The organism is Streptomyces sp. NPDC014907 (assembly GCF_055562975.1).
In genome coordinates, this window is sequence record NZ_JBVHEG010000002.1 from 1 (window position 1) to 24,253 (window position 24,253).

Annotated in this window: 21 protein-coding genes; 2 read left to right on the forward strand and 19 right to left on the reverse strand. The window is 72.7% G+C overall.

Translation table 11 applies throughout. The features are described from left to right. Positions 1 to 124 precede the first annotated feature (124 nt). Positions 125 to 703 carry a dienelactone hydrolase family protein gene (locus tag ACZ3IL_RS05395; protein ID WP_467386850.1) on the reverse strand — a complete coding sequence of 193 codons (579 nt, stop codon included), beginning with the start codon at positions 701 to 703 and terminating at the stop codon, positions 125 to 127. A gap of 196 nt (positions 704 to 899) precedes the next feature. Between ACZ3IL_RS05395 and ACZ3IL_RS05400 the strand changes: the two genes are divergently transcribed. Then, positions 900 to 1,181, forward strand: coding sequence for a metal-sensitive transcriptional regulator (locus ACZ3IL_RS05400; protein ID WP_018845516.1), 282 nt, complete (start codon positions 900 to 902; stop codon positions 1,179 to 1,181). 120 nt (positions 1,182 to 1,301) lie between these two features. On the opposite strand, the gene ACZ3IL_RS05405 is transcribed toward ACZ3IL_RS05400, so the two are convergent. The 5 genes from ACZ3IL_RS05405 to ACZ3IL_RS05425 form a co-directional block, all read right to left on the reverse strand. Further along, a complete protein-coding gene (locus ACZ3IL_RS05405; protein ID WP_467386856.1) occupies positions 1,302 to 2,888 on the reverse strand; it encodes a Na+/H+ antiporter in 1,587 nt (528 codons plus the stop codon). Positions 2,889 to 3,001: 113 nt separating this feature from the next. Beyond that, entirely contained in the window at positions 3,002 to 3,469 is a 468-nt protein-coding gene (locus tag ACZ3IL_RS05410; RefSeq protein ID WP_467386858.1) for a GNAT family N-acetyltransferase, read from the reverse strand. Next, on the reverse strand, positions 3,466 to 4,407 hold the full coding sequence (locus ACZ3IL_RS05415) for an RluA family pseudouridine synthase (protein WP_467386860.1): 942 nt from the start codon (positions 4,405 to 4,407) through the stop codon (positions 3,466 to 3,468). Before ACZ3IL_RS05415 ends, ACZ3IL_RS05410 begins: the two co-directional genes overlap by 4 nt. 40 nt (positions 4,408 to 4,447) lie before the next feature. Then, the gene (gene lspA / locus ACZ3IL_RS05420; protein ID WP_467386862.1) at positions 4,448 to 5,152 is read right to left on the reverse strand and encodes a signal peptidase II; all 705 of its coding nucleotides are present in this window, start codon (positions 5,150 to 5,152) and stop codon (positions 4,448 to 4,450) included. Between the two features lie 124 nt (positions 5,153 to 5,276). Continuing rightward, on the reverse strand, positions 5,277 to 6,143 hold the full coding sequence (locus ACZ3IL_RS05425) for a TraR/DksA family transcriptional regulator (RefSeq protein ID WP_467386864.1): 867 nt from the start codon (positions 6,141 to 6,143) through the stop codon (positions 5,277 to 5,279). A 548-nt stretch (positions 6,144 to 6,691) separates the two neighbouring features. On the opposite strand from ACZ3IL_RS05425, the gene ileS reads away from it, so the two are divergent. Next, on the forward strand, positions 6,692 to 9,835 hold the full coding sequence (gene ileS, locus ACZ3IL_RS05430; RefSeq protein WP_467386866.1) for an isoleucine--tRNA ligase: 3,144 nt from the start codon (positions 6,692 to 6,694) through the stop codon (positions 9,833 to 9,835). Between the two features lie 173 nt (positions 9,836 to 10,008). Here the strand turns inward: ileS and ACZ3IL_RS05435 are convergent, their stop codons facing one another. From ACZ3IL_RS05435 to ACZ3IL_RS05495, 13 genes are all read right to left on the reverse strand, one after another. Beyond that, the gene (locus tag ACZ3IL_RS05435; RefSeq protein WP_467386868.1) at positions 10,009 to 11,115 is read right to left on the reverse strand and encodes a DivIVA domain-containing protein; all 1,107 of its coding nucleotides are present in this window, start codon (positions 11,113 to 11,115) and stop codon (positions 10,009 to 10,011) included. A 55-nt stretch (positions 11,116 to 11,170) separates the two neighbouring features. After that, a complete protein-coding gene (locus ACZ3IL_RS05440) occupies positions 11,171 to 11,461 on the reverse strand; it encodes a YggT family protein (protein WP_190102598.1) in 291 nt (96 codons plus the stop codon). A gap of 80 nt (positions 11,462 to 11,541) precedes the next feature. Beyond that, entirely contained in the window at positions 11,542 to 12,162 is a 621-nt protein-coding gene (locus tag ACZ3IL_RS05445) for a cell division protein SepF (protein WP_121832120.1), read from the reverse strand. Positions 12,163 to 12,284: 122 nt separating this feature from the next. After that, complete coding sequence (locus ACZ3IL_RS05450) at positions 12,285 to 13,004, reverse strand: YggS family pyridoxal phosphate-dependent enzyme (RefSeq protein WP_467386871.1); 720 nt, start codon at positions 13,002 to 13,004, stop codon at positions 12,285 to 12,287. Next, a complete protein-coding gene (pgeF, locus tag ACZ3IL_RS05455; RefSeq protein ID WP_467386873.1) occupies positions 13,004 to 13,780 on the reverse strand; it encodes a peptidoglycan editing factor PgeF in 777 nt (258 codons plus the stop codon). Before pgeF ends, ACZ3IL_RS05450 begins: the two co-directional genes overlap by 1 nt. Continuing rightward, positions 13,777 to 14,994 (reverse strand): cell division protein FtsZ, encoded by a 1,218-nt coding sequence (gene ftsZ / locus ACZ3IL_RS05460; protein ID WP_467386875.1) that lies wholly within the window; start codon positions 14,992 to 14,994, stop codon positions 13,777 to 13,779. Before ftsZ ends, pgeF begins: the two co-directional genes overlap by 4 nt. A 278-nt stretch (positions 14,995 to 15,272) precedes the next feature. Continuing rightward, positions 15,273 to 16,076 carry a cell division protein FtsQ/DivIB gene (locus tag ACZ3IL_RS05465; protein ID WP_467386877.1) on the reverse strand — a complete coding sequence of 268 codons (804 nt, stop codon included), beginning with the start codon at positions 16,074 to 16,076 and terminating at the stop codon, positions 15,273 to 15,275. Between the two features lie 42 nt (positions 16,077 to 16,118). Next, a complete protein-coding gene (gene murG / locus ACZ3IL_RS05470) occupies positions 16,119 to 17,213 on the reverse strand; it encodes an undecaprenyldiphospho-muramoylpentapeptide beta-N-acetylglucosaminyltransferase (RefSeq protein WP_467386879.1) in 1,095 nt (364 codons plus the stop codon). A gap of 6 nt (positions 17,214 to 17,219) precedes the next feature. Beyond that, positions 17,220 to 18,560 carry a putative lipid II flippase FtsW gene (gene ftsW / locus ACZ3IL_RS05475; RefSeq protein WP_467386881.1) on the reverse strand — a complete coding sequence of 447 codons (1,341 nt, stop codon included), beginning with the start codon at positions 18,558 to 18,560 and terminating at the stop codon, positions 17,220 to 17,222. Between the two features lie 55 nt (positions 18,561 to 18,615). After that, the gene (murD, locus tag ACZ3IL_RS05480) at positions 18,616 to 20,055 is read right to left on the reverse strand and encodes a UDP-N-acetylmuramoyl-L-alanine--D-glutamate ligase (RefSeq protein WP_467386883.1); all 1,440 of its coding nucleotides are present in this window, start codon (positions 20,053 to 20,055) and stop codon (positions 18,616 to 18,618) included. After that, positions 20,037 to 21,107, reverse strand: coding sequence for a phospho-N-acetylmuramoyl-pentapeptide-transferase (gene mraY / locus ACZ3IL_RS05485; protein ID WP_467386885.1), 1,071 nt, complete (start codon positions 21,105 to 21,107; stop codon positions 20,037 to 20,039). The genes murD and mraY overlap by 19 nt, the downstream gene beginning before the upstream one ends. Beyond that, complete coding sequence (locus ACZ3IL_RS05490; RefSeq protein WP_467386887.1) at positions 21,104 to 22,528, reverse strand: UDP-N-acetylmuramoyl-tripeptide--D-alanyl-D-alanine ligase; 1,425 nt, start codon at positions 22,526 to 22,528, stop codon at positions 21,104 to 21,106. Before ACZ3IL_RS05490 ends, mraY begins: the two co-directional genes overlap by 4 nt. Positions 22,529 to 22,532: 4 nt before the next feature. After that, positions 22,533 to 24,242 carry a UDP-N-acetylmuramoyl-L-alanyl-D-glutamate--2,6-diaminopimelate ligase gene (locus tag ACZ3IL_RS05495; RefSeq protein ID WP_467386889.1) on the reverse strand — a complete coding sequence of 570 codons (1,710 nt, stop codon included), beginning with the start codon at positions 24,240 to 24,242 and terminating at the stop codon, positions 22,533 to 22,535. Positions 24,243 to 24,253 lie beyond the last annotated feature (11 nt).

The following is a 24,253-nucleotide window of genomic DNA, read 5'->3' on the forward strand; positions in this document are numbered from 1 at the left end:
GAGCCCCCAGGAACGGAAGCCGCCCTCGAAAACACGGACCACCCGCCCCCGGCGGGGGGGGGGGGGGGGGGGGGGGGGGGCGCCCCCCCCCCCCCCCCCCCCCCCCGGCACACGTGCGCGCGCCCTACGCCCCTTCCAGCCCCTCCAGGAACGACAGCGCCACCGACCAGGTCCGCCCGGCGGCCTCCGCGTCCCAGTCGGGCAGCCCCGGGTCCGTGTACAGGTGCCCGGCGCCCCGGTAGCGGTAGATCTCCACGTCCGCCCCGGCCCTGCCCATCTGGAGGTACCAGGCGGACAGCCAGTCGTCCGTCTCGAAGGGGTCGGGCTCGGCCACGTGGAGCTGCACCGGCAGCTCGTCCACCGACGCGTTCGGCGCGAGGTCGGAGGTGCCGTGCAGCAGCAGGAGGCCGCGCGCCTTCCGGTCGCCGAGGGCCAGGGTCTGCGCGACCGACGCGCCGAACGAGAAGCCGGCGTACACGAGACCGCGCTCCGAGTACGGGGCGGCGGCCAGGATCGCGCGCTTCAGCAGTTCGTCCTTGCCGATCTCGTCCCGCTTCGCCATGCCCTCCTCCACCGACTCGGTGGTCCAGCCGTCGAAGAGGTCCGGCGTCCACACCCGGTGTCCGGCGTCCCGCAGCCGGTCGGCCGCGGCCCCGACGGCCGGGCGCACTCCGTGAACCGAGTGGAAAAGCATGATGTCCATGCGCGCCATCCTGCCACCCGCCGCGGGGCCGCTCCGAAAGCCGGGCCCGGCACCCGCCGCGGGCCGCCGGACCCTCCCCGGCCCGGCCCGGCCGGCGGTGGAGGCGGCGAGGGGTCCCCCGGGGGACTTTCCTCCGGCCCGAGGGGTTCCCTCTTCGGTAAGGTACCCGTGGGGGTATCGCGAAGGAGTGTGGGCCGTGGAGCTGGCCATGGCGGCCGAGGAACTGAAGACGGTGGTCAACCGGCTGCGCCGGGCGCAGGGCCAGATCGCCGGCGTGATCAAGATGATCGAGGAGGGGCGGGACTGCGAGGACGTGGTCACCCAGCTCGCGGCGGCCTCCCGGGCGCTGGACAAGGCGGGTTTCGCGATCATCGCCACGGGGCTGCAGCACTGCCTGACCGACGCGGACATGGCCGCCTCCGGTGACCGGGAGCAGATGCGCGCCCGGCTGGAGAAGCTGTTCCTCTCCCTGGCCTGAGCGGGGCCCGGCCCCTCGCATCCCGGCCCCTCGCGGGCCGGGCCGGGCGGGACCGCCGACGAACACGGAGGCGGCCACGGCCGCCGTCCGCCCGGCCGCGCGTCCGGGCCGCGCCGCCCGTCACCGCATGCTGCGCACGTCCAGCTGACGGAGGACCCGGTCCACCACCTCGGGGTCGGCGCCCGGCTCGCTGCGCGCCGCGAGGACCTCGTGCCGGGCGGCCGACATCAGCTCCCGCTGGATGCGCTGCACCGCCTTGAACCGGTTCGCCCGCTCGGCGGAGGCGGCCCGCCGCTCGTCCTCCACCATGTCGGGGCTGATCCGCGCCCCGATGTCGAAGGCGCCCCGGTGGAGCCGTTCCTGCACCTCCTCGGGCAGGTCCTCGACCTCCTCGATCTCCTTGAGCCTCCGCTTGGCCGCGTTCGCGGCCCGGACGGCGAGGTCGCGCTCCAGGGCCCGCTCCGCCTCGGTGTCCGCCTTCACCCCGAGCCGCCGGACCAGGGCGGGCAGGGTGAGCCCCTGGAGGACGAGGGTGGTGAGGATCACGCAGAAGGCGATGAAGACGATCTCCGCGCGGCCAGGGAAGGGCGAGCCGTCGTCGGTGGTGAGCGGAACGGCGAGCGCCAGCGCCACCGAGGCCACCCCGCGCATCCCCGCCCACCACATGACGACGGTCTCCCGCCAGCTCACGGGGATCTCCTCGTCCACGTCCCGGAGCGTGTGCAGCCTCTTCGCCAGCCAGGTCGCGGGCAGCAGCCACAGCAGCCGGACGACGACGACCGTCCCGGCCACGGCGGCGCCCCAGCCGATCATCTCCAGGGCGTGCCCGTTCGCGTACCCGAAGACGTGGACGACCTCCAGGCCGATGAGGCCGAAGGCGATGCCGGTGACGAGGGTGTCGACGACCTGCCAGAAGGTCTGCCCGGCGAGCCGGCCCATGACGTCGTCGGCGTCGGCCGCGTGCTCGGCCAGGAAGAGCGCGGTGATCAGGACGGAGAGGACCCCGGAACCGTGCAGCTCCTCGGCGAGGACGTAGCTCACGAAGGGCACGAGGAGGGTGAGGCCGGTCTGGAGGGTGGCGTCGCCCAGGACCCCGATGAGCTTGTTGGAGAGCCAGCCGAGCCCCAGGCCGACGGCGACGGCGACGACGGCCGAGAGCACCAGCTGCCCGGCCGCCCCGTACCAGGAGAAGGAGCCGCTGACGGCGGCGGCGATCGCCACGTGGTAGAGCACGATCGCGGTGACGTCGTTGAAGAGCCCCTCGCCCTCCAGGATCGACACCAGCCGGCGGGGGAGTCCGAGCGAGCCCGCGACGGCGGTCGCGGCGACCGGGTCCGGCGGCGCGACGAGGGCGCCGAGGGCGATGGCGGCGGCCAGCGGGATGCCGGGCACCAGCGCGTTCGCGACGGCGCCGACGGCGGCCGTGGTGACGAACACCAGGGCGACCGCGAGCAGGAAGATCGGCCGTCTGTTGGCCGCGAACTGACGCCAGGAGGTCCGCTGCACGGCGGCGTACAGCAGGGGCGGCAGCACCAGTGGAAGGATGTACTCCGGCGGGATCTCGACGTTCGGCACGAACGGCAGGAAGGCCAGCACGATCCCGACGAGGGTCATCAGGACGGGCGCGGGCAGCCCCAGCCGCTCGCCGAGGGGCACGGTGAGCACGGCGCCGAGGAGCAGCAGGAACAGCAGGGCCAATTGATCCACGGCCTCAGCCTGCCACGTAAGTCCGTTTTCACACCCGTTACCCCTGGTCGAGCCCCGGGGGCGGGCGCGGCGCCGGTCCGTCCGGCACCCGGCGCGCGTCCGCCGGACCGCGCCTACAGGGCCTTGCGCATGGACCGGTGCGGAATGCCCGCGTCCGGGAACTCGGGGCCGTACGCCTCGTACCCCAGCCGCTCGTAGAAACCGAGCGCGTGGGTCTGCGCGTGCAGGTCGACGGCGGTCAGCCCGCGCTCCCTCGCCGCGTCCTCGACGCTCCGGACGAGGGCCGCGCCGACCCCGAGGCCGCGCGCCGCGCCGACGACCGCGAGCCGGCCGAGCGAGCCCACCGAGGCGTCGCCGCCGGTCCGCCCGAGGGCGTCGTCACCGTGCAGCAGCCGCCCGGCGCCCAGCGGCAGCCCGTCCCCGCGCACCGCGAGCACGTGCACGGCGGTCGCGTCGTACGCGTCGTACTCCAGCTCCTCCGGGACGCCCTGCTCCTCGACGAAGACCTCGCGGCGGACCGCGAAGCACGCCGCGCGGTCCTCGTCGCCCCGCGCCTCGCGGACGGTGTACGCGGTGCTCACCGGCTCTCCGACGCGATCCGGTCCAGGGCCCGCCGGAGGTCCTCGGGGTACTCGCTGGCGAACTCGACCCACGACCCGTCGCCCGGGTGCTCGAAACCGAGGCGGACGGCGTGCAGCCACTGCCGGGTCAGGCCGAGGCGCTTGGCGAGGGTCGGGTCGGCGCCGTAGGTGAGGTCGCCGACGCAGGGGTGGCGGTGGGCGGACATGTGCACCCGGATCTGGTGGGTGCGGCCCGTCTCCAGCTTGATGTCGAGCAGCGAGGCCGAGCGGTACGCCTCGATGAGGTCGTAGTGCGTGACGGAGGGCTTGCCGTCGGCGGTCACCGCCCACTTGTAGTCGTGGTTCGGGTGCCGGCCGATCGGGGCGTCGATGGTGCCGCTCATCGGGTCGGGGTGCCCCTGCACCAGGGCGTGGTAGCGCTTGTCGACCGTGCGCTCCTTGAACTGGCGCTTGAGCGAGGTGTACGCGTACTCCGACTTGGCGACCACCATGAGGCCGGAGGTGCCGACGTCGAGGCGGTGCACGATGCCCTGGCGCTCGGCGGCGCCGGAGGTGGAGATGCGGTACCCGGCGGCGGCGAGGCCGCCGATGACCGTGGTGCCGGTCCAGCCGGGGCTGGGGTGCGCGGCGACGCCGATCGGCTTCATGATCACCACGATGTCGTCGTCGTCGTGGACGATCTCCATGCCTTCGACGGGCTCCGCGACGATCCGCACGGGCGCGGCCGCGCCCGGCATCTCGACCTCCAGCCACGCGCCGCCGCTGACCCGCTCGGACTTGCCGACGACGGAGCCGTCGACCTGGACCTTCCCGGCGGCGGCCAGCTCGGCCGCCTTCGTGCGGGAGAAGCCGAACATGCGGGCGATGGCGGCGTCGACGCGCTCGCCCTCCAGGCCATCGGGAACGGGCAGGGTGCGGATCTCGGGACTCGTACTCACCCGTCGAGTATGCCTTGTGCGGGGCGTGCTCCGTCCGGGGTCAGTCCTCGTGGACGGTGCCGTCCGGGTCCAGGCCCCGGAACGACAGGATCACGATGAGGACGCCGCCGCAGACGATCGCCGAGTCGGCCAGGTTGAAGACGGCGAAGTGCGCGGGGGCGATGAAGTCGACGACCGCGCCCTCGAAGACGCCCGGCGAGCGGAAGATCCGGTCCGTGAGGTTGCCGAGCGCGCCGCCGAGCAACAGGCCGAGCGCGATCGCCCACGGCAGGCTGTAGAGCTTCCGCGCGAGCCGGACGATCACGACGATCACGGCGACGGCGATGCAGGTGAAGATGATCGTGAAGGCCTCGCCCATGCCGAAGGCGGCGCCCGGGTTGCGGAGGGCGTCGAGGCGGAGCAGGTCGCCGATGACCGGGATCGGCTCGCGGCCCTCCAGCTTCTCGACCACGAGCACCTTGCTGCCGAGGTCGAGCAGGTAGGCGAGGACGGCCACCACGAACAGGGCGACGATCCTGCGCCTGCCCCGGGGCCGCGCCTCCGGGGCGGCGGCCGCGCCGTCCCGGTCCGGGGCCGCGCCGGAGGATTCCGCGGTCACGTCGTGGTCCGGGGTCCCGTCGTGGTCCGGAGCCCTGCCGGGGGATTCCGGGGTCCCGCCGGAGGGGCCCGGCGTCCCGTCGGGGGCGGCCGGCCCGTCGGCCCCTGCTGAATCCGGCGTACCGATGATGCGCTCCGCCTCTGCCACGTGAGTGAGTCCCTCGACCTCGATGCCTGACCGTGCCCCGAGGGTACGGCACGGGCGCACGGGACCGGCAGCCGAGAGCACCGGCCGGGCCCCCGGTCGCGGCGCCCCCGCGCCGCCCCCGCCGTCAGCCGCGCCGCTCCTGCCGCTGCTTGTCCTCGACGCAGAGCGTGGCGCGGGGGAAGGCCTGCATCCGGGCCTTGCCGATCGGGTCGCCGCACACCTCGCACAGGCCGTACGTGCCGGCGTCCAGCCGTTCCAGGGCGTGCTCGGTCTGCTCCAGCATCTCCCGGGCGTTGGCCGCGAGGGCCAGCTCGTGCTCGCGGGTGATGTTCTTGGTGCCGGTGTCGGCCTGGTCGTCCCCGGCGCCGTCGCCGGAGTCCCGCATGAGGCCGGTCAGCTCCTGCTGGGAGTGGGCCAGTTCCCCGCGCAGCCGCAGCGCCTCCGCCCGCAGTCCGTCACGGGCCCCGGCGACCTCCTCCGCCGTCCAGGGGTCCTCACCGGGCCGGACCGCGAGCCCGCCGCCGCGTGCGGTGGGCACCGCGGCCTCCCCGTCGACGGTCGTGACGCCGCCCGCCGTCTTCTTCACTGCCACCGTCCTGGCTCCTGTCTGCTTCCGCGCGGGCTTCTTCCCGGCGGCCGCGCTCCTCGCCCCGGCCTTCCCGGCGGGGGCGTCCGGGGCGGCGTCCGCGGAGGTCGCCGCTCCCGTCTTCTCCACGACGGCCTTCCGGGCGGCCGCCGCCTTCTTCGCGACCGTCTTCCCGGCGGCCGCCACCTTCTTCGCGACGGCCTTCTTGGCGCCCGTCCTCCCGGTCCGCTTCCTCCCGGACGCCTCCCCGGGCTCCTTCTCCCCGGGCTCCTTCGCCTCGTGCTCCTTCTCCCCGGCGGCGCTCCTCGCGGCGGCCGCCGGTTCCTCCCCGGCCGCGGAACGCGCGGCGCGCGGCGCCCCGCCTCCGGCCGTGGCCTTCTTCGCGGCGGTCTTCTTCGCCACCATGTCGCGGCCCCTTCACCAGGTGTGATCCTGCACGCGAATCGTGCTGGGACGATAAATCGACCCGGGGCCCGCGGCAACGGGCCACGCCGCCTTTCCCGCCCGTCCCCGCTCCCCCGCCGGAGCGTCCCGCGTCCGCCGCGCCCGGGCCCCGCCCGGCCGTCCGCCCCGGCCCCTCCCCCACATGGCCCCGCGCCGGGCCGGTGGCCGCCGTGTGGCCGTTCGGGTCACGGCAAAACCGGTGCCCCGCGTTCCCCCGGGCGCCGTACACTGGCCCCAGCGAAAGGCTTGGATGGGGACGAGTAGCGTCGTACGCAGCCATGAGCGACCCGGGGACGGTGAGAGCCCGGGGGCGAGCCCGATGTGAAGCATCACCCCGGAGCCGCCGGAAGAAAGCCGTGCCGAGGCGCGGTGACTAGACCCGGCGTCGCGACCCCAATGAGGGGGTTCCGGACGGTCACGCCCGGGACCAAGGAGGGTGGTACCGCGGGAGCAGCGCTCTCGTCCCTCCGACGGAAGCAGAACCGTCCGTCCGGAGGAGAGTCCACCGCATGACACCGCCGCAGTACCGCCAGGTGCCCGCCCAGGTCGACCTGCCCGCCCTCGAACACGCCGTGCTCGACTTCTGGCGGGAGAACAAGGTCTTCGCGAAGACCCTGGAGCAGTCCGAGGGCCGCCCCGAGTGGGTCTTCTACGAGGGCCCGCCCACCGCCAACGGCATGCCCGGCGCCCACCACATCGAGGCCCGCGTCTTCAAGGACGTCTTCCCCCGCTTCCGGACCATGCGCGGCTACCACGTGGCCCGCAAGGCCGGCTGGGACTGCCACGGCCTGCCGGTCGAGCTGGCCGTCGAGAAGGAGCTCGGCTTCTCCGGCAAGAAGGACATCGAGGCGTACGGCATCGCCGAGTTCAACGACAAGTGCCGCGAGTCCGTGACCCGGCACACCGACGCCTTCGCCGAGCTGACGACCCGGATGGGCTACTGGGTCGACCTCGACGACGCGTACCGGACCATGGACCCCTCGTACATCGAGTCGGTCTGGTGGTCCCTGAAGCAGATCTTCGAGAAGGACCTCCTCGTCCAGGACCACCGGGTGGCCCCCTGGTGCCCCCGCTGCGGCACCGGCCTCTCCGACCACGAGCTGGCGCAGGGGTACGAGACGGTCGTCGACCCCTCGGTCTACGTCCGCTTCCCCCTCACCTCCGGCCCGCTGGCCGGCCGGGCGGCGCTCCTGGTCTGGACGACGACCCCGTGGACCCTGGTGTCCAACACGGCCGTCGCCGCCCACCCCGAGGTCACCTACGTGGTCGCCAGCGACGGCGACGAGCAGGTCGTCGTCGCCGAGCCGCTGGTCGAGAAGGCCCTCGGCGAGGGCTGGGTCACCACCGGCGAGAGCTTCACGGGCGCCGAGATGGAGCGCTGGACCTACCGGCGCCCCTTCGAGCTGGTCCCCTTCGACGCCCCGGCGCACTACGTCGTGAACGCCGAGTACGTGACCACCGAGGACGGCACGGGTCTGGTCCACCAGTCCCCCGCCTTCGGCGAGGACGACCTCCGGGTCTGCAAGGCGTACGGCCTGCCCGTCGTGAATCCGGTCCGCCCCGACGGCACCTTCGAGGAGGACGTGCCGCTGGTCGGCGGCGTCTTCTTCAAGAAGGCCGACGAGACGCTCACCGCCGACCTGGACGCCCGCGGCCTGCTCTTCCGGCACATCCCGTACGAGCACAGCTACCCGCACTGCTGGCGCTGCCACACGGCGCTGCTCTACTACGCGCAGCCGTCCTGGTACATCCGCACGACCGCGGTCAAGGACCGCATGCTCGCGGAGAACGAGAGGACCAACTGGTTCCCGGAGTCGGTCAAGCACGGGCGCTTCGGCGACTGGCTGACCAACAACGTCGACTGGGCCCTCTCCCGCAACCGCTACTGGGGCACCCCGCTGCCGATCTGGCGCTGCGAGGAGGGCCACCTCACCTGCGTGGGCTCGCGCGCCGAGCTGACCGGGCTGACCGGCACCGACCAGTCGGGCCTGGACCCGCACCGCCCGTACATCGACGCGGTGACGTTCGACTGCCCGGCGGACGGCTGCGGGAGGACGGCCACCCGCGTCCCCGAGGTCATCGACGCCTGGTACGACTCGGGCTCCATGCCGTTCGCCCAGTACGGCTACCCGTACGAGAACAAGGAACTGTTCGAGAGCCGCTACCCGGCGCAGTTCATCTCCGAGGCGATCGACCAGACCCGCGGCTGGTTCTACACCCTGATGGCCGTCGGCACCCTCGTCTTCGACAGGTCGGCGTACGAGAACGTGGTCTGCCTGGGCCACATCCTCGCCGAGGACGGCCGCAAGATGTCCAAGCACCTGGGGAACATCCTCCAGCCGATCCCGCTGATGGACCAGCACGGCGCCGACGCGGTCCGCTGGTTCATGGCGGCCGGCGGCTCGCCGTGGGCGGCCCGCCGGGTGGGCCACGGCACGATCCAGGAGGTCGTCCGCAAGACCCTCCTGACGTACTGGAACACGGTCGCCTTCCAGGCGCTGTACGCCCGCACGTCCGGCTGGGCGCCGAGCGCGGCGGACCCGGCCCCGGCCGACCGCCCGGTCCTCGACCGGTGGCTGCTCTCCGAGCTGAACGCGCTGGTGGCCGAGACCACCGAGGCGATGGAGTCGTACGACACCCAGCGCACCGGCAAGCTCCTGTCGGCGTTCGTCGACGACCTCTCCAACTGGTACGTGCGCCGCTCCCGCCGCCGCTTCTGGCAGGGCGACCGGGCGGCCCTGCGGACCCTGCACGAGGTGGTCGAGACGGTCACGCGCCTGATGGCCCCGCTGACCCCGTTCATCACCGAGCGGGTCTGGCAGGACATGGTGGTCCCGGTGACCCCGGACGCCCCGGAGTCGGTCCACCTGGCCACCTGGCCGGAGGCGGACGCCGCCCTGATCGACGGCACCCTCTCCGAGCAGATGCTGCTCGTCCGGCGCCTGGTGGAGCTGGGGCGCGCGACGCGCGCGGAGTCGGGCGTGAAGACCCGTCAGCCGCTCTCCCGCGCCCTGGTGGCGGCCGCGGGCTTCACGGCCCTCTCCCCGGAGCTCCGGTCCCAGATCACGGAGGAGCTGAACGTCTCCTCGCTGGCGTCCCTCTCCGAGGTCGGCGGCAGCCTGGTCGACACCACGGCCAAGGCCAACTTCCGTGCCCTGGGCAAGCGCTTCGGCAAGGGCGTCCAGGACGTGGCGAAGGCGGTGGCGGCGGCGGACGCGGCGGCCCTCTCCCTGGCGCTGCGCTCCGGCACGGCGGTCCTGCCGGTGAACGGCGAGGACGTCACCCTCACCCCGGAGGAGGTCATCATCACGGAGACCCCCCGGGAGGGCTGGTCCGTGGCCTCGGACGCGGGCGCGACGGTCGCCCTGGACCTGGAGATCACCCCGGAGCTGCGGCAGGCGGGCCTGGCCCGTGACGCGATCCGGCTGATCCAGGAGGCCCGCAAGAACAGCGGCCTGGACGTCGCCGACCGCATCGCCCTGCGCTGGACCTCCGCCTCTCCGGAGACCGCGGAGGCCCTGACGGCCCACGCGGCCCTCATCGCGGACGAGGTCCTGGCGACGGACCACGCGAACGGCGAGGGCGACGACACGTACGGGGCCCCGTTCACGGACGAGTCCCTGGGCCTGACCTTCCGTCTCCGCAAGGCGTAGGGCCCGGCGAACGGCCCGGCTCCCCCGGTGGGGGGAGCCGGGCCGTTCCGTTTCCGCCGCCCGGTCCGGGCGTGCCCGTGTCCGCGTACGGCAGAGGGCCGGGCCCCGGTCTCCCGGGGCCCGGCCCTCTCAGCCTGCCGACGGCTACGCGCTCGACGCGCGAGCGCCCGCCGTCAGTTGTCGTCCTCGTCGATCAGGAAGCCGCGCATCGGCGCCGGAGCCTGCTGCATCGGCTGCGGAGCCTGCGGACGGACCGGAGCCATCGGCTGGGTCATCGCCGGGGACATCTGCTGCTGACCGCCGCCGTAGGACGGGCCACCGCCCATGGACGGACCGCCACCCATCCCGCCGCTGCCGTAGGACGGCGCGCCCGCGCCGGCCGAGGCCATCGACGGGGCCGGCGGCAGGGAGGCCGCGGCCGGGGTGCGCGGCGGAGCCAGCGAGTCGTCCGCCTGGGTCTCCAGCTGACGCAGCTGCGACTCCAGGTACGACTTCAGACGCGTGCGGTACTCGCGTTCGAAGCCGCGCAGGTCCTCGACCTTGCGCTCGAGCGTGGCACGGGCGGACTCCAGGGAGCCCATCGCGACGCGGTGCTTCTCCTGCGCGTCCCGCTCCAGGGCGTCCGCCTTGGCGCGGGCGTCCCGCTCCAGGCCCTCGGCGCGCGAACGCGCCTCGCCGACGATCTTGTTGGCCTCGGAACGGGCCTCCGCGATCGCCTGGTCCGCGGTCTGCTGGGCCAGCGAGAGGACACGCGCGGCGCTGTCGCCGCCGGGACCCTGCGCGGGCTGCTGCTGCTGCATCTGCTGCTGCTGCGGGTGACCCATGGGGCCGCCCTGCATCGGGCCGGGACCCATCGGACCGCCCTGCATGGGGCCGCCCTGCATCGGACCGGGGCCCATGGGCCCGCCCTGCATGGGGCCGCCCTGCATGGGGCCGGCGGGAAGCTGAGGAGCACCGGAGGGCAGCTGCGGCGGACCCATCTGGGGCTGCTGCTGCTGGACCGGCGGTCCCGATATGGCGGCGGGCACCGGAGCCCCGGGACCGACGGGACGATCCTGCTGCTCCGGGGGCTTGCGCATGCCCTGCTGCTGCTGGTTCTGCGCGGCGGCACGCGTCGCGGCGGCCAGCTTGGCGCGCAGGTCCTCGTTCTCGCGGAGCAGGCGGGTCAGCTCGGCCTCGACCTCGTCGAGGAAGGCATCGACCTCGTCCTCGTCATAGCCTTCTCGAAGGCGGACGGTCGTGAACTGCTTGTTCCGCACGTCCTCGGGAGTCAGCGGCATCTCTTCTTCACCTCTACGTAGTCGTCGGCAGTCGGCAAGACCGTATCGTCCACACTCATCTCGCGAAGCTGCTCACCACGGAGATCAGGATGTAGACGATGATCATCAGAACGAAGAAGGACAGGTCGAGTGCCACGCCCCCGAGACGCAGCGGCGGGATCAGCCGCCGCAGGAGCTTGAGCGGTGGGTCGGTGACAGTGTAGGTGGCCTCCAGAACGACCACCATCGCCTTGCCGGGTTGCCATGAACGGGCGAACTGGAAGACGTAGTCCATGACAAGCCGGACGATCAGGAGGACGAGGAAGCACATCAGCACGATGTAGACCACCTGTAGTGCGACGCCCATCCCGCGTTTCCCTCTCCCCTGGCTTCCGTGCTCTCGCTCGTCCGGCCGCTTCGCGGCCGGCCCGTCCGGTTCCTGTGTTCTCAGCTCTGGTTGAAGAATCCGCCCTCTGCGATCCGGGCCTTGTCCTCCGCCGTGACATCGACGTTAGCAGGCGACAACAGGAACACCTTCTGCGTCACGCGCTCAATGCTGCCATGGAGTCCGAAGACGAGTCCGGCGGCGAAGTCGACAAGTCGCTTCGCGTCGGTGTCGTCCATCTCCGTGAGATTCATGATCACCGGGGTGCCCTCACGGAAGTGTTCCCCGATGGTACGGGCCTCGTTGTAGGTCCGGGGGTGCAGTGTGGTGATGCGGTAGGGCTCCCGCTCGGACACGACCTTGGGCATGATCACCGGCGCGTTCTTCTCCAGGCTCGGGCGTTCGGGTGTGATGGATGCCACGGGGGCAATTCGGGCCGGACGTCCGCTTTCGGCGAGTACCGGGACGGAATGGGCGACGGGCTCCCGGGGGGCCGGGGGCTTCACCACGCGTACCGGTTCCTCGTGCTCCACCTGACGCGGAGGCGCGTGGCGCCGGTCGCGCTCCGGTTCCGGCTCCAGCTCGGGCTCGAAGTCGTCGTCGGGGTCGAAGCCCCGGCCGTCGTACCCATCGTCCTCCACGAGGCCGAGGTAGACCGCCATCTTGCGCATCGCGCCGGCCATTCTCCGATTCCTCCGCTCTGTGGTGGATCGGCCTCGTCACCAAGTGCCGGCGATCCACGGGTCGTCCCGCCGTTCTGCGGAATGACCATATTTTCTGCTGTGGTCCGACTTGCTTCGCGACGTTACCCGAGCTTCGGGCGGACACCGAGTACCGCCGTACCGACGCGTACGTGTGTCGCCCCGGCCGCGACGGCCTCTTCCAGGTCTCCGCTCATTCCCGCCGAGACCATGTTCGCAGCAGGACGGGTCGCGCGCAGGGCAGTCGACAAATCCATCAGCCGGTCGAAGGCGGCGCGTTGCCGGCCCGCGTACGGCCCGGCGAGCGGGGCGACGGTCATCAGGCCGTCGAGCCGCAGCCCGGGAGCGGCGTCCACGGCCGCCGCCAACTCCTCGACGCCGTCCGGCGCGACGCCGCCCCGGTCGCCCCGCTCGCCGGCGCCGGCGTCGAGCGCGACCTGGACCAGGCAGCCGAGTTCGCGTCCCCGCTTCTCCGCCGCGGCGGAAAGTGCGGAAACGAGCTTCGGACGGTCGACGGACTGCACCACGTCGGCATAACCGAGCACGGACTTGACCTTGTTCGTCTGCAACTGGCCCACGAAGTGCCAGTTCAGGTCGAGATCGGCACAGGCGGCCGCCTTGGGGGCGGCGTCCTGGTCCCGGTTCTCGGCCACGTGCCGGACCCCCAGGCCGTGGAGGATTCGCACGTCGCTCGCGGGGTAGGTCTTGGTCACCACGATCAGGGTGACCTCCTCCCGGGCGCGCCCCGCGGCGGCACAGGCCGCGGCGATGCGCGCCTCCACCCGGGCCAGGTTCTCGGCGAGTTCCGCCGTACGGTCCGTCATCAGCTCTTTCCTGCCGGGAGACCGGGGGACGCCCCCGGGGACGTCGCGGCGTCCGACCAGACATATCCCGCGAGTCGTCCCGTGGTGCGGTCCCGCCGGTACGAGTAGTGGTCGCGCGACTCCAGAGTGCAGACCCCGGCGTCCTCGACGTCGCGGACCCCGAGCCGGGCGAGCTGCGCGCGCACCCCGGCGGCGACGTCGACGGCGGGGGTCCCCCAGGAGGTCTCCGCCGCGGCGGCCGGTTCGACGGCCGCGACCTCGTCGCGCATCGCCTCCGGCACCTCGTAGCAGCGTCCGCAGACGGACGGGCCGGTGCGGGCGACGATGCGGGCGGGGTCGGCGCCGAGGCCGGTCATGGCCCGCACGGCGGCGGGGACGACCCCCGCGACCATTCCGGGCCGTCCGGCGTGGGCCGCGGACACCACCCCGGCCACCGGGTCGGCGAGCAGGACGGGGACGCAGTCCGCGGTGAGGACGGCGAGGGCGAGTCCGGGCCGGCCGGTGACCAGCGCGTCCACGGAGGGGACCGCCCCGTCCCCCCAGGGGCCGGTGACCTCCACGACGTCCGCGCCGTGCACCTGGTTCATCCAGACCACCCGCGCCGGGTCGAGCCCGAGGGCCCCGGCGGCGAGCGCCCGGTTGGCGAGCACGGCCCCGGGGTCGTCGCCCACCGCGCCGCCGAGGTTGAGCTCCTCGTACGGAACGGCGCTCACCCCGCCCCACCGGTCGGTGAAGGCGAAGTGCGCGCCGTTCGCGTCGAAGCGACGTCCTATCACTTCAGGAAGTCCGGGACGTCCAGTTCCTCCGCCTGGCTGTCCGCGTACGGACGGGCCGGCGGCACCACCGGCGGGACGGGAGACAGCGGGGTCTCGTTGACGACCGGGGGGGCCGGCTCCGCCGGGGCGGGGGCCGGGTCCTCGCGCGGGGCCACCGTGCCGAGGCCGCCCAGGGGGCGGGAGGGCTCGGTGGCGCGGGGCGCCGGGGCGGGCTCCTCGCGCTTGGCGGAGACCGAGCCGATGATGTTGTCCCGGCGGGCCGGCGGCTGGCCGCCGTCGAAACCGGCCGCGATGACGGTGACCCGGACCTCGTCGCCGAGGGCGTCGTCGATGACGGCGCCGAAGATGATGTTGGCCTCGGGGTGGGCGGCCTCGCTGACCAGCTGCGCGGCCTCGTTGATCTCGAAGAGGCCGAGGTCGCTGCCGCCGGAGATGGAGAGCAGCACGCCGCGGGCGCCGTCGATGGAGGCCTCCAGGAGCGGCGAGGAGATCGCCATCTCCGCGGCGGCCACCGCGCGGTCGTCGCCGCGGGCGGAACCGATGCCCATGAGGGCCGAACCGGCCTCGGACATGACCGACTTGACGTCGGCGAAGTCGAGGTTGATCAGGCCGGGGGTGGTGATGAGGTCGGTGATGCCCTGGACGCCGCTCAGGAGGACCTGGTCGGCCGACTTGAAGGCGTCGAGCACGGAGACCTGGCGGTCCGAGATCGAGAGCAGCCGGTCGTTGGGGATGACGATGAGGGTGTCGACCTCTTCGCGGAGTTCGGCGATGCCGTCCTCCGCCTGGTTGGCGCGACGGCGTCCCTCGAAGGTGAACGGCCGGGTGACCACACCGATCGTGAGGGCGCCGAGCGAGCGCGCGATGTTGGCGACGACGGGGGCTCCGCCGGTGCCGGTGCCGCCGCCTTCGCCGGCGGTGACGAAGACCATGTCGGCCCCCTTGAGGACCTCCTCGATCTCCTCACGGTGGTCCTCTGCCGCCTTGCGACCGACGGCCGGGTTCGCCCCGGCCCCGAGGCCACGGGTGAGTTCACGGCCGACGTCGAGCTTGACGTCGGCGTCGCTCATCAACAGCGCTTGCGCGTCGGTGTTGATCGCGATGAACTCGACGCCCTTGAGACCGACCTCGATCATTCGGTTGATGGCATTGACACCACCGCCGCCGACACCGATGACCTTGATGACTGCGAGGTAGTTCTGCGGTGCTGCCACGTCGAAGGCCTCTCGCCTCGAGTTACGTGTCGCCACCGCGCGGTTGGCCGCGCTGCGACGACGGATGCCGATTGGGACGGTCCGAAACGCCGACCCAAACCCTAACGTTGAAGTTTAGGGTTACCAGTGTCTCTGTTCGCTGGACTCTTCCGGACAGGACACTAAGTCGACAAGTGGCGCACGTTCAACGAACACGCCGAACCTCCCGTTTTTCTTTTCACCCTATGTGATCACCCGTAGCGCTGGCCAACCAGGGTGCTGGCCAGTGCTGACGGACGTCAACTCCCCGACACGGCGGGCGCCGTGGGAGCACTTACATCGAAGTGTCCCGCTTTGGGAGCGGCCTTCAGGAGAGCGGTGAGCACCCGGGCCTTGACCGGGCCGTGCTCGCCGCTCCCCCAGAAGACGGTACGCCCCCCGGTCAGTTCCAGGGTGACGGAATCGTACGAGGTGACGCGCACGACACGGGTGTCCCCGGCGATTCGCTCCGGGAGTTCACCCCGGACGCGGACCGCCTCCCGGAGCAGCCGGTCCGCGCCGAAGCGGCGGAGGCTCGGGGAGGCGGAGGCGTCGAGGACGAGCCGGGGGACGCCCCGGGGGGCGGTGGGGACGGTGGCGAACCGCACGCCGGACGAGTCCACTTCGGTGTACTTCCCGCCCTTCTCGATGAGGAGGACGGGCTCCCGTTCCGTCACTTTCAGTGCGATTCCGTGCGGCCAGTCCCGTTCGACGTCGACCGTCCCGATCCGCGGCAGTTCCCGCCGCAGCCGGGCCTCGATCGCGCCGGTGTCGACGGAGACGAGCGGGGCGCCCACCGGGACGGCGGCGACCGCCTCGACCCGGGCCGGGGTCAGGACCCGCGTGCCGGAGGTCTCCACGGCCTCCACGCGGAACCAGGACGACCCGTAGAGCGCCCAGGCCGCGCCGGCGGCGACCGCCACGAGGCCGGCCGCGGCGAGGAGCACCCGGGGCCGGAGGGCCCGGAATCGATCGTTCCGGTCCTCCGGCCGCGCGGGCCCGTCCGGCGACCCCTTCGACCTGCTCGCGCCGCGCTTCCCGGCGGTCGTCGGTGCGGTTGCCACCTGGCGCCTCCTGCCTTCCGTCCCTGGGGGGAGCGCGCCGCGCTACGCCTGGCGGCGGGCGGCGATCGCCTCGTACACCATGCCGACGAGCAGGTCGTCGGCGTCCCGGCGCCCGAACTCGGCGGCGGCGCGGGACATCTCGTACAACCGGTGCGGATCGGCCAGTACGGGCAGGACGTTGCCCTGCACCCACTGCGGCGTCAGCTCCGCGTCGTCGACGAGGAGCCCGCCGCCGGCCTTGACCACCGGCTGGGCGTTGAGCCGCTGTTCGCCGTTGCCGATGGGCAGCGGGACGTACGCGGCGGGCAGTCCGACGGCGGAGAGCTCGGCGACGGTCATCGCGCCCGCGCGGCAGAGCATCATGTCGGCCGCGGCGTACGCGAGATCCATCCGGTCCACGTACGGTACCGGCACGTACGGCGGCATACCGGGCATGTTGTCGACGCGCGGCATTTCGTTCTTCGGGCCGACCGCGTGCAGGATCTGGATGCCGGAGCGCTGAAGCACCGGGGCGACCTGCTGGATCACCTCGTTGAGCCGCCGGGCGCCCTGCGAACCGCCGGAGACCAGCAGCGTCGGCAGGTTCGGGTCGAGGCCGAAGGCGGCGCGCGCCTCGGGCCGCACCCGCGCCCGGTCGAGGGTCGCGATGGTGTGCCGCAGCGGGATGCCGATGTAACGGGCGTTGCGGAGCTTGCTGTCCGGAGTGGCGACGGCGACCCCGGCCGCGTACCGCGAACCGATCTTGTTGGCCAGGCCCGGCCGGGCATTGGCCTCGTGGACCACGATCGGCACGCCGAGCCGCTTGGCCGCGAGGTAGCCGGGCAGCGCCACGTAGCCGCCGAAGCCGACCACGCAGTCCGCCCCGGTGCGCTCCAGGACCTGCTCGGCGGCCTTGATCGTGCCGCGCAGCCGTCCGGGGACGGTGATCAGCTCGGGGGTGGGCTTGCGGGGCAGCGGCACGGCGGGGATGAGCGCCAGCTCGTAGCCCCGCTCGGGCACGAGCCGGGTCTCCAGACCCTTCTCCGTGCCGAGCGCCGTGATCCCCACGCTGGGGTCCTGCCTCCGCAGGGCGTCCGCGAGGGCGAGCGCGGGCTCGATGTGGCCGGCGGTCCCCCCACCGGCGAGTACGACATGCACCGAAATTCACCGCTCTCCGGACGGGCGCTTCTTCACGCGCCGTCGCATCGACTTCCATCTCTTCCCGACCCGCTTGCCCCAGCCGGGGCGGCGCATGGCCAGGGCCGCTTTCGCGGCGGGTTCCTGTCGCGCGAAGGCGATGAGGAGCCCGACGGCGAACATGGTCGGCAGCAGGGCCGACCCTCCGTAGGAGAACAGCGGGAGCGGGACACCGGCGATCGGCAGCAGGCCGAGCACCGCACCGATGTTGATCACGGCCTGCGCCGTGATCCAGGTGGTCACACCTCCCGCGGCGAACCTCACGAAGGGGTCCTCCGTGCCTCCGGCCACGCGGATACCCGCATAGCCTAGAGCCGCGAACAGGGCGAGTACCGACAGCGTCCCCGCGAGGCCCAGTTCCTCACCGGTGACCGCGAAGATGAAGTCGGTGTGCGCCTCGGGCAGTTGGCCCCACTTCTCCACGCTCGCACCGAGCCCGGAACCGAACCAGCCGCCCGACGCCAGAGCATAGATTCCGTGCGCGGCCTGGAGGCAGGGGGCTCCCTCGCCGCCCGGATCGGTCGCTCCGACGCACTCGAAGCGCTTCATCCGGTTGTCGCTCGTCTTGATGAGGAGCACGCCGATCGCGCCGGCGACCCCGAGCACCCCGACGAAGAGCCGGGTGGGCGCCCCGGCCGTCCAGAGCAGGCCGAAGAGGATCGCGGCGAGGATGATCGAGGTGCCCATGTCGCCGCCGAGCATGATCAGGCCGAGCAGCATGAAGGCGACCGGGACCAGCGGCACCAGCATGTGCTTCCACTGGGTCAGGAGCCGCGTGTCCTGTTTGCGGGCGAGCAGGTCGGCCCCCCACAGGATCAGCGCCAGCTTGCCGAACTCGCTGGGCTGGAGCTGGAAGGGGCCGCCGAGGGAGATCCAGTTCTGGTTGCCGTTGACCGCGTGCCCTATCCCGGGGATCTGGACCAGGACCATCAGGAAGACCGCGCCGACCAGCAGCGGGTAGGCGAGCGCCCGGTGCAGCTTCACCGGCATCCGGGAGGCGACGAACAGCAGCCCCGTGCCGAGGAGCGCGGCGAAGAACTGCTTCCGGAAGAAGTAGGAGGGCACGAGCTCGTAGGTGAGCGCGGTGATCATCGAGGCGGAGTAGACCATCACGAGCCCGAGCGCGGTGATGAGCATCCCCGCGCCGATGATCACGTAGTACGCCGTGAGGGGGCGGTCCCAGGCCTTCCTGGCCCGCTCGTACAGTCCCCGCACTCCTCCGCCGCGCGTCCGCCCCGGGGTCGCGGGAGCCCGCCCCCCGCCGCGTGCGGCGGAGGGCCGGCGCGTCCCGGCGATCTTGCTCGGCATGGTCGCTGTCCCCTCCGGTCGTGTCCGGTGCTGCCGGACCCTCCCACTGGTCGGGTCAGGCGTCCCCGGTGGCGGCGAGGGCGCGGACCGCGTCCGCGAAGGCCTCGCCGCGCTCGTTGTAGTTGGTGAACATGTCCATCGAGGCGCAGGCCGGGGCGAGCAGGACCGTGTCTCCCGGGCGGGCGAGCCGGGCCGCCTCGCGGACCGCCTCGGACATCGCCCCAGTGTCGGTCCGGTCGAGGTCGACCACCGGGACCTCCGGGGCGTGTCGCGCCAGGGCTTCGCGGATCAGGGCCCGGTCGGCGCCGATCAGGACGGCTCCGCGCAGCCGCTTCGCGGACTTCCGCACCAGCTCGTCGAAGGTGGTGCCCTTGGCCAGACCGCCGGCGATCCAGACGATCGGCTCGTAGGCCGCCAACGAGGCTTCCGCGGCGTGGGTGTTGGTGGCCTTGGAGTCGTCGACGTACGTGACCCCCCCGACCTCCTCGACCGGTTCGATGCGGTGCGGGTCGGGCCGGAAGGCCCTGAGGCCGTCCCGTACGGCCCTGGCGTCGACGCCGAAGGCGCGGGCCAGGGCGGCGGCCGCGAGGGCGTTGGCGATGTTGTGCGGGGCCGGGGGCCGCACGTCGGCGACCTCGGCCAGCTCCTGGGCGTTCTTCTGCCGGTTCTCCACGAAGGCCCGGTCGACGAGGATGCCCTCGACCACGCCCAGTTCGGAGGGGCCGGGGGTGCCGAGGGTGAAGCCGATCGCCCGGCAGCCCTCCTCGACGTCGGCCTCGCGGACCAGGTCCTCGGTCGCGCCGTCGGCGGCGTTGTAGACGCAGGCGACCCGGTTGCCCTCGTAGATCCGGCCCTTGTCGGCGGCGTACGCCTCCATGGAGCCGTGCCAGTCGAGGTGGTCGGGCGCCAGGTTGAGCACGGCGGCCGAGTGGACGCGGACCGAGGGCGCCCAGTGCAGCTGGTAGCTGGAGAGTTCGACGGCGAGCACGTCGTACTCCTCCTCGCCGAGGACGGCGTCGAGGAGCGAGACGCCGATGTTGCCGACGGCGGCGGTCCGCAGACCGGCCGCCTCCAGGATGGAGGCGAGCATCCGCACGGTCGTGGTCTTGCCGTTGGTGCCGGTGACCGCGAGCCAGGGGGCCGCCCCGGGACCCCGGAGCCGCCAGGCGAGTTCGACGTCGCCCCAGATCTCGACGCCCGCCCCGGCGGCGGCCGCGAAGAGCGGCTTGTCGGGCCGCCAGCCGGGCGCGGTGACGATCAGTTCGGTGCCGGACGGCAGGGAGTCGCCGTCGCCGAGCCGGACGGTGATCCCCTCCGCCTCCAGCGCGGCGGCCTGCGCCCGGGAGCGCTCGTCGTCGCCGTCGTTGACGACGGTCACCCGCGCGCCGAGCCCGTGCAGGGCGCGGGCGGCCGGGACGCCGGAGACGCCGAGTCCCGCGACGGTGACCTTCTTGCCGTTCCAGTCGAGCCGTTCTGTCACTTCGCCGATGCCCATCCCGCGTAGAAGAGGCCCAGGCCCACGATCACGCACATGCCCTGGATGATCCAGAACCGGACGACGACCAGGACCTCGGACCACCCCTTGAGTTCGAAGTGGTGCTGGAGGGGGGCCATCCGGAAGACGCGCTTGCCGGTCATCTTGAACGAGCCGACCTGGATGACCACGGACATCGTGATCAGCACGAACAGGCCGCCGAGCAGGGCCAGCAGGAGCTCCGTGCGGGAGCAGATGGCGAGACCGGCGAGGGCGCCGCCGAGGGCGAGCGAGCCGGTGTCGCCCATGAAGATCTTGGCGGGCGAGGTGTTCCACCAGAGGAAGCCGAAACAGGCTCCCATGAGGGCGGAGGCCACGACTGCGAGGTCGAGCGGGTCACGGACCTCGAAGCAGGCGTTCGGGTTGGTGAGGGTCAGCGCGTTGGCGCAGGACTCCTGGAACTGCCAGAGCCCGATGAAGGTGTACGCGCCGAAGACCATCACCGAGGCGCCGGTGGCCAGGCCGTCCAGACCGTCCGTCAGGTTCACGCCGTTGGACATGGCCAGGATCATGAAGAGCGCCCAGACCACGAAGAGCACCGGGCCGATGTACCAGCCGAAGTCCGTGATGAAGGAGAGCTTGGTGGAGGCCGGGGTGAGGCCGCGCGAGTCGGAGAACTGGAGCGCGAGCACCGCGAAGGCGATGCCCACGATCAGCTGGCCGGCCATCTTCGCCTTGGCCCGCAGGCCGAGCGACCGCTGCTTGACGATCTTGATGTAGTCGTCGAGGAAGCCGACCAGGCCCATGCCGGCCATCAGGAAGAGGACCAGCACGCCGGAGTAGGAGAGCGGTTCGCCCGTGATGACCTTGGCCAGGGCGTACGCGATGAGCGTGGCCAGGATGAAGGAGATGCCGCCCATGGTGGGCGTGCCCTTCTTCCCGGCGTGGCCGCGGGGGCCGTCGTCGCGGATGAACTGCCCGTACCCCTTGCGCGCGAGGAGCTTGATGAGCAGCGGGGTGCCGATCAGGGTCAGGAAGAGCCCGATGGCCCCCGCGAAGAGGATCTGCCTCATCGGCCGGTGACCTCGCCCTCGGTGTCGAGGAGGGCCGTGGCGACCTGTTCGAGACCGACCGACCTGGACGCCTTCACAAGGACGACGTCCCCCGGGCGCAGCTCACTGCGCAACAGGTCGACCGCCGCCTGTGCGTCGGACACGTGCACCGACTCCTCACCCCACGAACCCTCGTTATATGCGCCCAGTTGCAGCCAGGACGCTTCCCTGTCCCCGACCGCCACGAGCTTGCTGACGTTGAGCCGGACGGCGAGCCGTCCGACCGCGTCGTGCTCGGCGAGCGATGCGTCACCGAGCTCGGCCATCTTGCCGAGCACCGCCCACGTACGGCCCCCGCGGGCCTGTGCGGCCCTGCCCATGGCCGCGAGCGCGCGCAGGGCGGCTCGCATGGACTCGGGATTCGCGTTGTAGGCGTCGTTGACGATCGTCACGCCGTCCGGACGCTCGGTGACCTCCATGCGCCAGCGCGACAGGGAGCCGGCCTCGGAGAGCGCGGTGGCGATCTCCTCGGCAGGCATGCCCAGCTCGTGCGCGACGGCGGCCGCGGCGAGCGCGTTCGACACGTGGTGCTCACCGTACAGGCGCAAGGTCACGTCGCTGCACCCGGTGGGTGTGTGAAGCCGGAAAGAGGGCGTCCCGGCCTCCGTGAGGTGGACGTTCTCGGCACGTACGGCCGCTTCGTCCGCTTCGCCGAAGAGGACCACCCGGGCCTTGGTGCGGTCCGCCATGGCGCGGACGAGGGGGTCGTCGGCGTTGAGGACCGCCACTCCCCCCTCCGCCTCGGCGGGCAGCGCCTCGACCAGTTCGCCCTTGGCCACGGCGATCTGCTCCCGGCCGCCGAACTCGCCGATGTGCGCGGAGCCGACGTTGAGAACGAGGCCGATGCGGGGCGGGGTGAGGCCGGTGAGGTAGCGGATGTGGCCGATGCCGCGGGCGCCCATCTCCAGGACCAGGTGCCGGGTCTCCTCGGTCGCGCGGAGCGCCGTGAGCGGCAGGCCGATCTCGTTGTTGAGCGAGCCGGGCGTCCACACGGTGGGGGCGTGCCGGCCGAGGACCTGGGCGATCAGGTCCTTGGTGGAGGTCTTGCCCGCCGAGCCGGTGAGGGCGACGACATCGGTGCCGAGCCGTTCGACGACGGCGCGGGCGAGGGCCCCGAGGGCGGTCTGGACGTCGTCCACGACGATCGCGGGCACGCCGACGGGGCGGGTGACGAGCACGGCCGTCGCACCCGCCTCGACGGCGCGTGCCGCGTAGTCGTGGCCGTCGGCGCGCTCGCCGGCGAAGGCCGCGAAGAGGCTGCCGGGCCGCACCTCGCGGGAGTCGATGACGACGGGCCCGGTGATCCGGGCGTCGGCGTCCGGTATGTCGTGCGTCTGCCCGCCGACGATTCCGGCGATCTCGGCGAGGGAGAGGGCGATCACTGCTTCATCCCTGACTGTTCTGGTGAGTGGCTTCGGCGCTGCTGTCCGACGGGGTGGCCGGGACGTTCCGTTCGAGGATCGCGGCGCGCAGGACCTCGCGGTCGTCGAAGGGGCGGACGGTCCCGGCGGTCTCCTGGCCCTGTTCGTGGCCCTTGCCCGCGACCAGGACGGTGTCGCCCGGCCGGGCGCGGGCGACGGCCGCGGCGATCGCGGCGGCGCGGTCGGCGAGGACGAGGACCTCGCCGCGCTCCGCGGCGGGGACCTCCGCGGCCCCCGCGAGCATGGCGGTGAGGATGGCCAGGGGGTCCTCGGAACGGGGGTTGTCCGAGGTGAGGACGGCGGTGTCGGCGAGGCGGGCCGCCGCGGCGCCCATCGGGCCGCGTTTGGTGGTGTCGCGGTCGCCTCCGCAGCCGATGACCACGTGCAGCCGGCCCTCGGTGACCTCGCGCAGGGAGCGCAGCACCGATTCGACGGCGTCCGTCTTGTGCGCGTAGTCGACGACCGCGAGGTACGGCTGGCCGGCGTCGACGCGCTCCAGGCGGCCCGGTACGCCGGGGACGGCGGCGACGCCCTCGGCGGCGGCCTTCGGGTCGAGGCCGGCGACGGCGAGGGTGGCGATCGCGGCGAGGGTGTTGGCGACGTTGAACGGGCCGGGCAGCGGGGCGGTGGCGGGAATCCGCTCGCCCCCGGGGCCGACGGCCGTGAACGTGGAGCCGTGGGAGCCCAGGACGAGGTCCTCGGCGCGCCAGTCGGCGTCGGGACGGCCCTCGGCGGAGAAGGTGACGACCGGGACGCCGGCCTCCCCGGCGAGCCTGCGGCCGTACGCGTCGTCCAGGTTGACCACGCCCAGGCGGCTGCGGACGGGCGTGAAGAGCCCGGCCTTGGCCCGGTAGTAGTCCTCCATGCCGGAGTGGAACTCCATGTGCTCCGGGCTGAGGTTGTTGAAGACGGCGACGTCGAAGACGCAGCCGTCGACCCGGCCGAGCACGAGGGCGTGGCTGGAGACCTCCATGGCGACGGCCTCCACGTCCCGTTCGCGCATGACGGCGAAGAGGGCCTGGAGGTCGGTGGCCTCGGGGGTGGTGCGCTCGGACTTGACGCGCTCGTCGCCGATCCGCATCTCGACGGTGCCGACGAGGCCGGTCCGGCGTCCGGCGCCGCGCAGTCCCCCCTCCACCAGGTAGGCGGTGGTGGTCTTGCCGGAGGTGCCGGTGATGCCGATCTTCAGGAGGCCGGTGCCCGGCCGTCCGTAGATCTCGGCGGCGAGTTCGCCCATCCGGCCGCGCGGGTCCCCGACGACCAGGACCGGCAGGCCGGTCGCGGCGGCGCGGGCGGCGCCCGCCGGGTCGGTGAGGATCGCGGCGGCGCCGAGTCCGGCGGCCTGGGCGACGAAGTCGGCGCCGTGGGCGCGGGCGCCGGGCAGGGCCGCGTACACGTCCCCGGGGCGCACGGCCCGGGAGTCGTGCGTGATGCCCGTGACCTCGGCGGTCCCGGAGGCGTCGGCGCTCCCGGAGACGTCGGTCCCGAGCAGCGCGGCGAGGTCGCCCAGGGGTGTCGGGCGGACCCGCTCCGGCCGTGGCGGGGTGGTTCGGTACTGATCAGCGTGTGGCACGGCGGTGAGCGTACCGGGCGCACCCTGTGGGGGGCCAAAAGAGCCCGGGGTCTCGCCGGAGTTCGATTTCCGGTTCCCGGAATGGGGGGTGATCGTTGTCACTGGTGCTCCCG

What these genes read in the sequence shown, in the direction of transcription:
- ACZ3IL_RS05395 (WP_467386850.1), bottom strand. Translation starts at nt 703, where the DNA reads ATGGACATCATGCTTTTCCACTCGGTTCACGGAGTGCGCCCGGCCGTC.
- ACZ3IL_RS05425 (WP_467386864.1), bottom strand. Translation starts at nt 6,143, where the DNA reads ATGGTGGCGAAGAAGACCGCCGCGAAGAAGGCCACGGCCGGAGGCGGG.
- ileS (WP_467386866.1), top strand. Translation starts at nt 6,692, where the DNA reads ATGACACCGCCGCAGTACCGCCAGGTGCCCGCCCAGGTCGACCTGCCC.
- ACZ3IL_RS05435 (WP_467386868.1), bottom strand. Translation starts at nt 11,115, where the DNA reads ATGCCGCTGACTCCCGAGGACGTGCGGAACAAGCAGTTCACGACCGTC.
- ACZ3IL_RS05440 (WP_190102598.1), bottom strand. Translation starts at nt 11,461, where the DNA reads ATGGGCGTCGCACTACAGGTGGTCTACATCGTGCTGATGTGCTTCCTC.
- ACZ3IL_RS05445 (WP_121832120.1), bottom strand. Translation starts at nt 12,162, where the DNA reads ATGGCCGGCGCGATGCGCAAGATGGCGGTCTACCTCGGCCTCGTGGAG.
- ACZ3IL_RS05450 (WP_467386871.1), bottom strand. Translation starts at nt 13,004, where the DNA reads ATGACGGACCGTACGGCGGAACTCGCCGAGAACCTGGCCCGGGTGGAG.
- ftsW (WP_467386881.1), bottom strand. Translation starts at nt 18,560, where the DNA reads ATGCCGAGCAAGATCGCCGGGACGCGCCGGCCCTCCGCCGCACGCGGC.
- murD (WP_467386883.1), bottom strand. Translation starts at nt 20,055, where the DNA reads ATGGGCATCGGCGAAGTGACAGAACGGCTCGACTGGAACGGCAAGAAG.
- mraY (WP_467386885.1), bottom strand. Translation starts at nt 21,107, where the DNA reads ATGAGGCAGATCCTCTTCGCGGGGGCCATCGGGCTCTTCCTGACCCTG.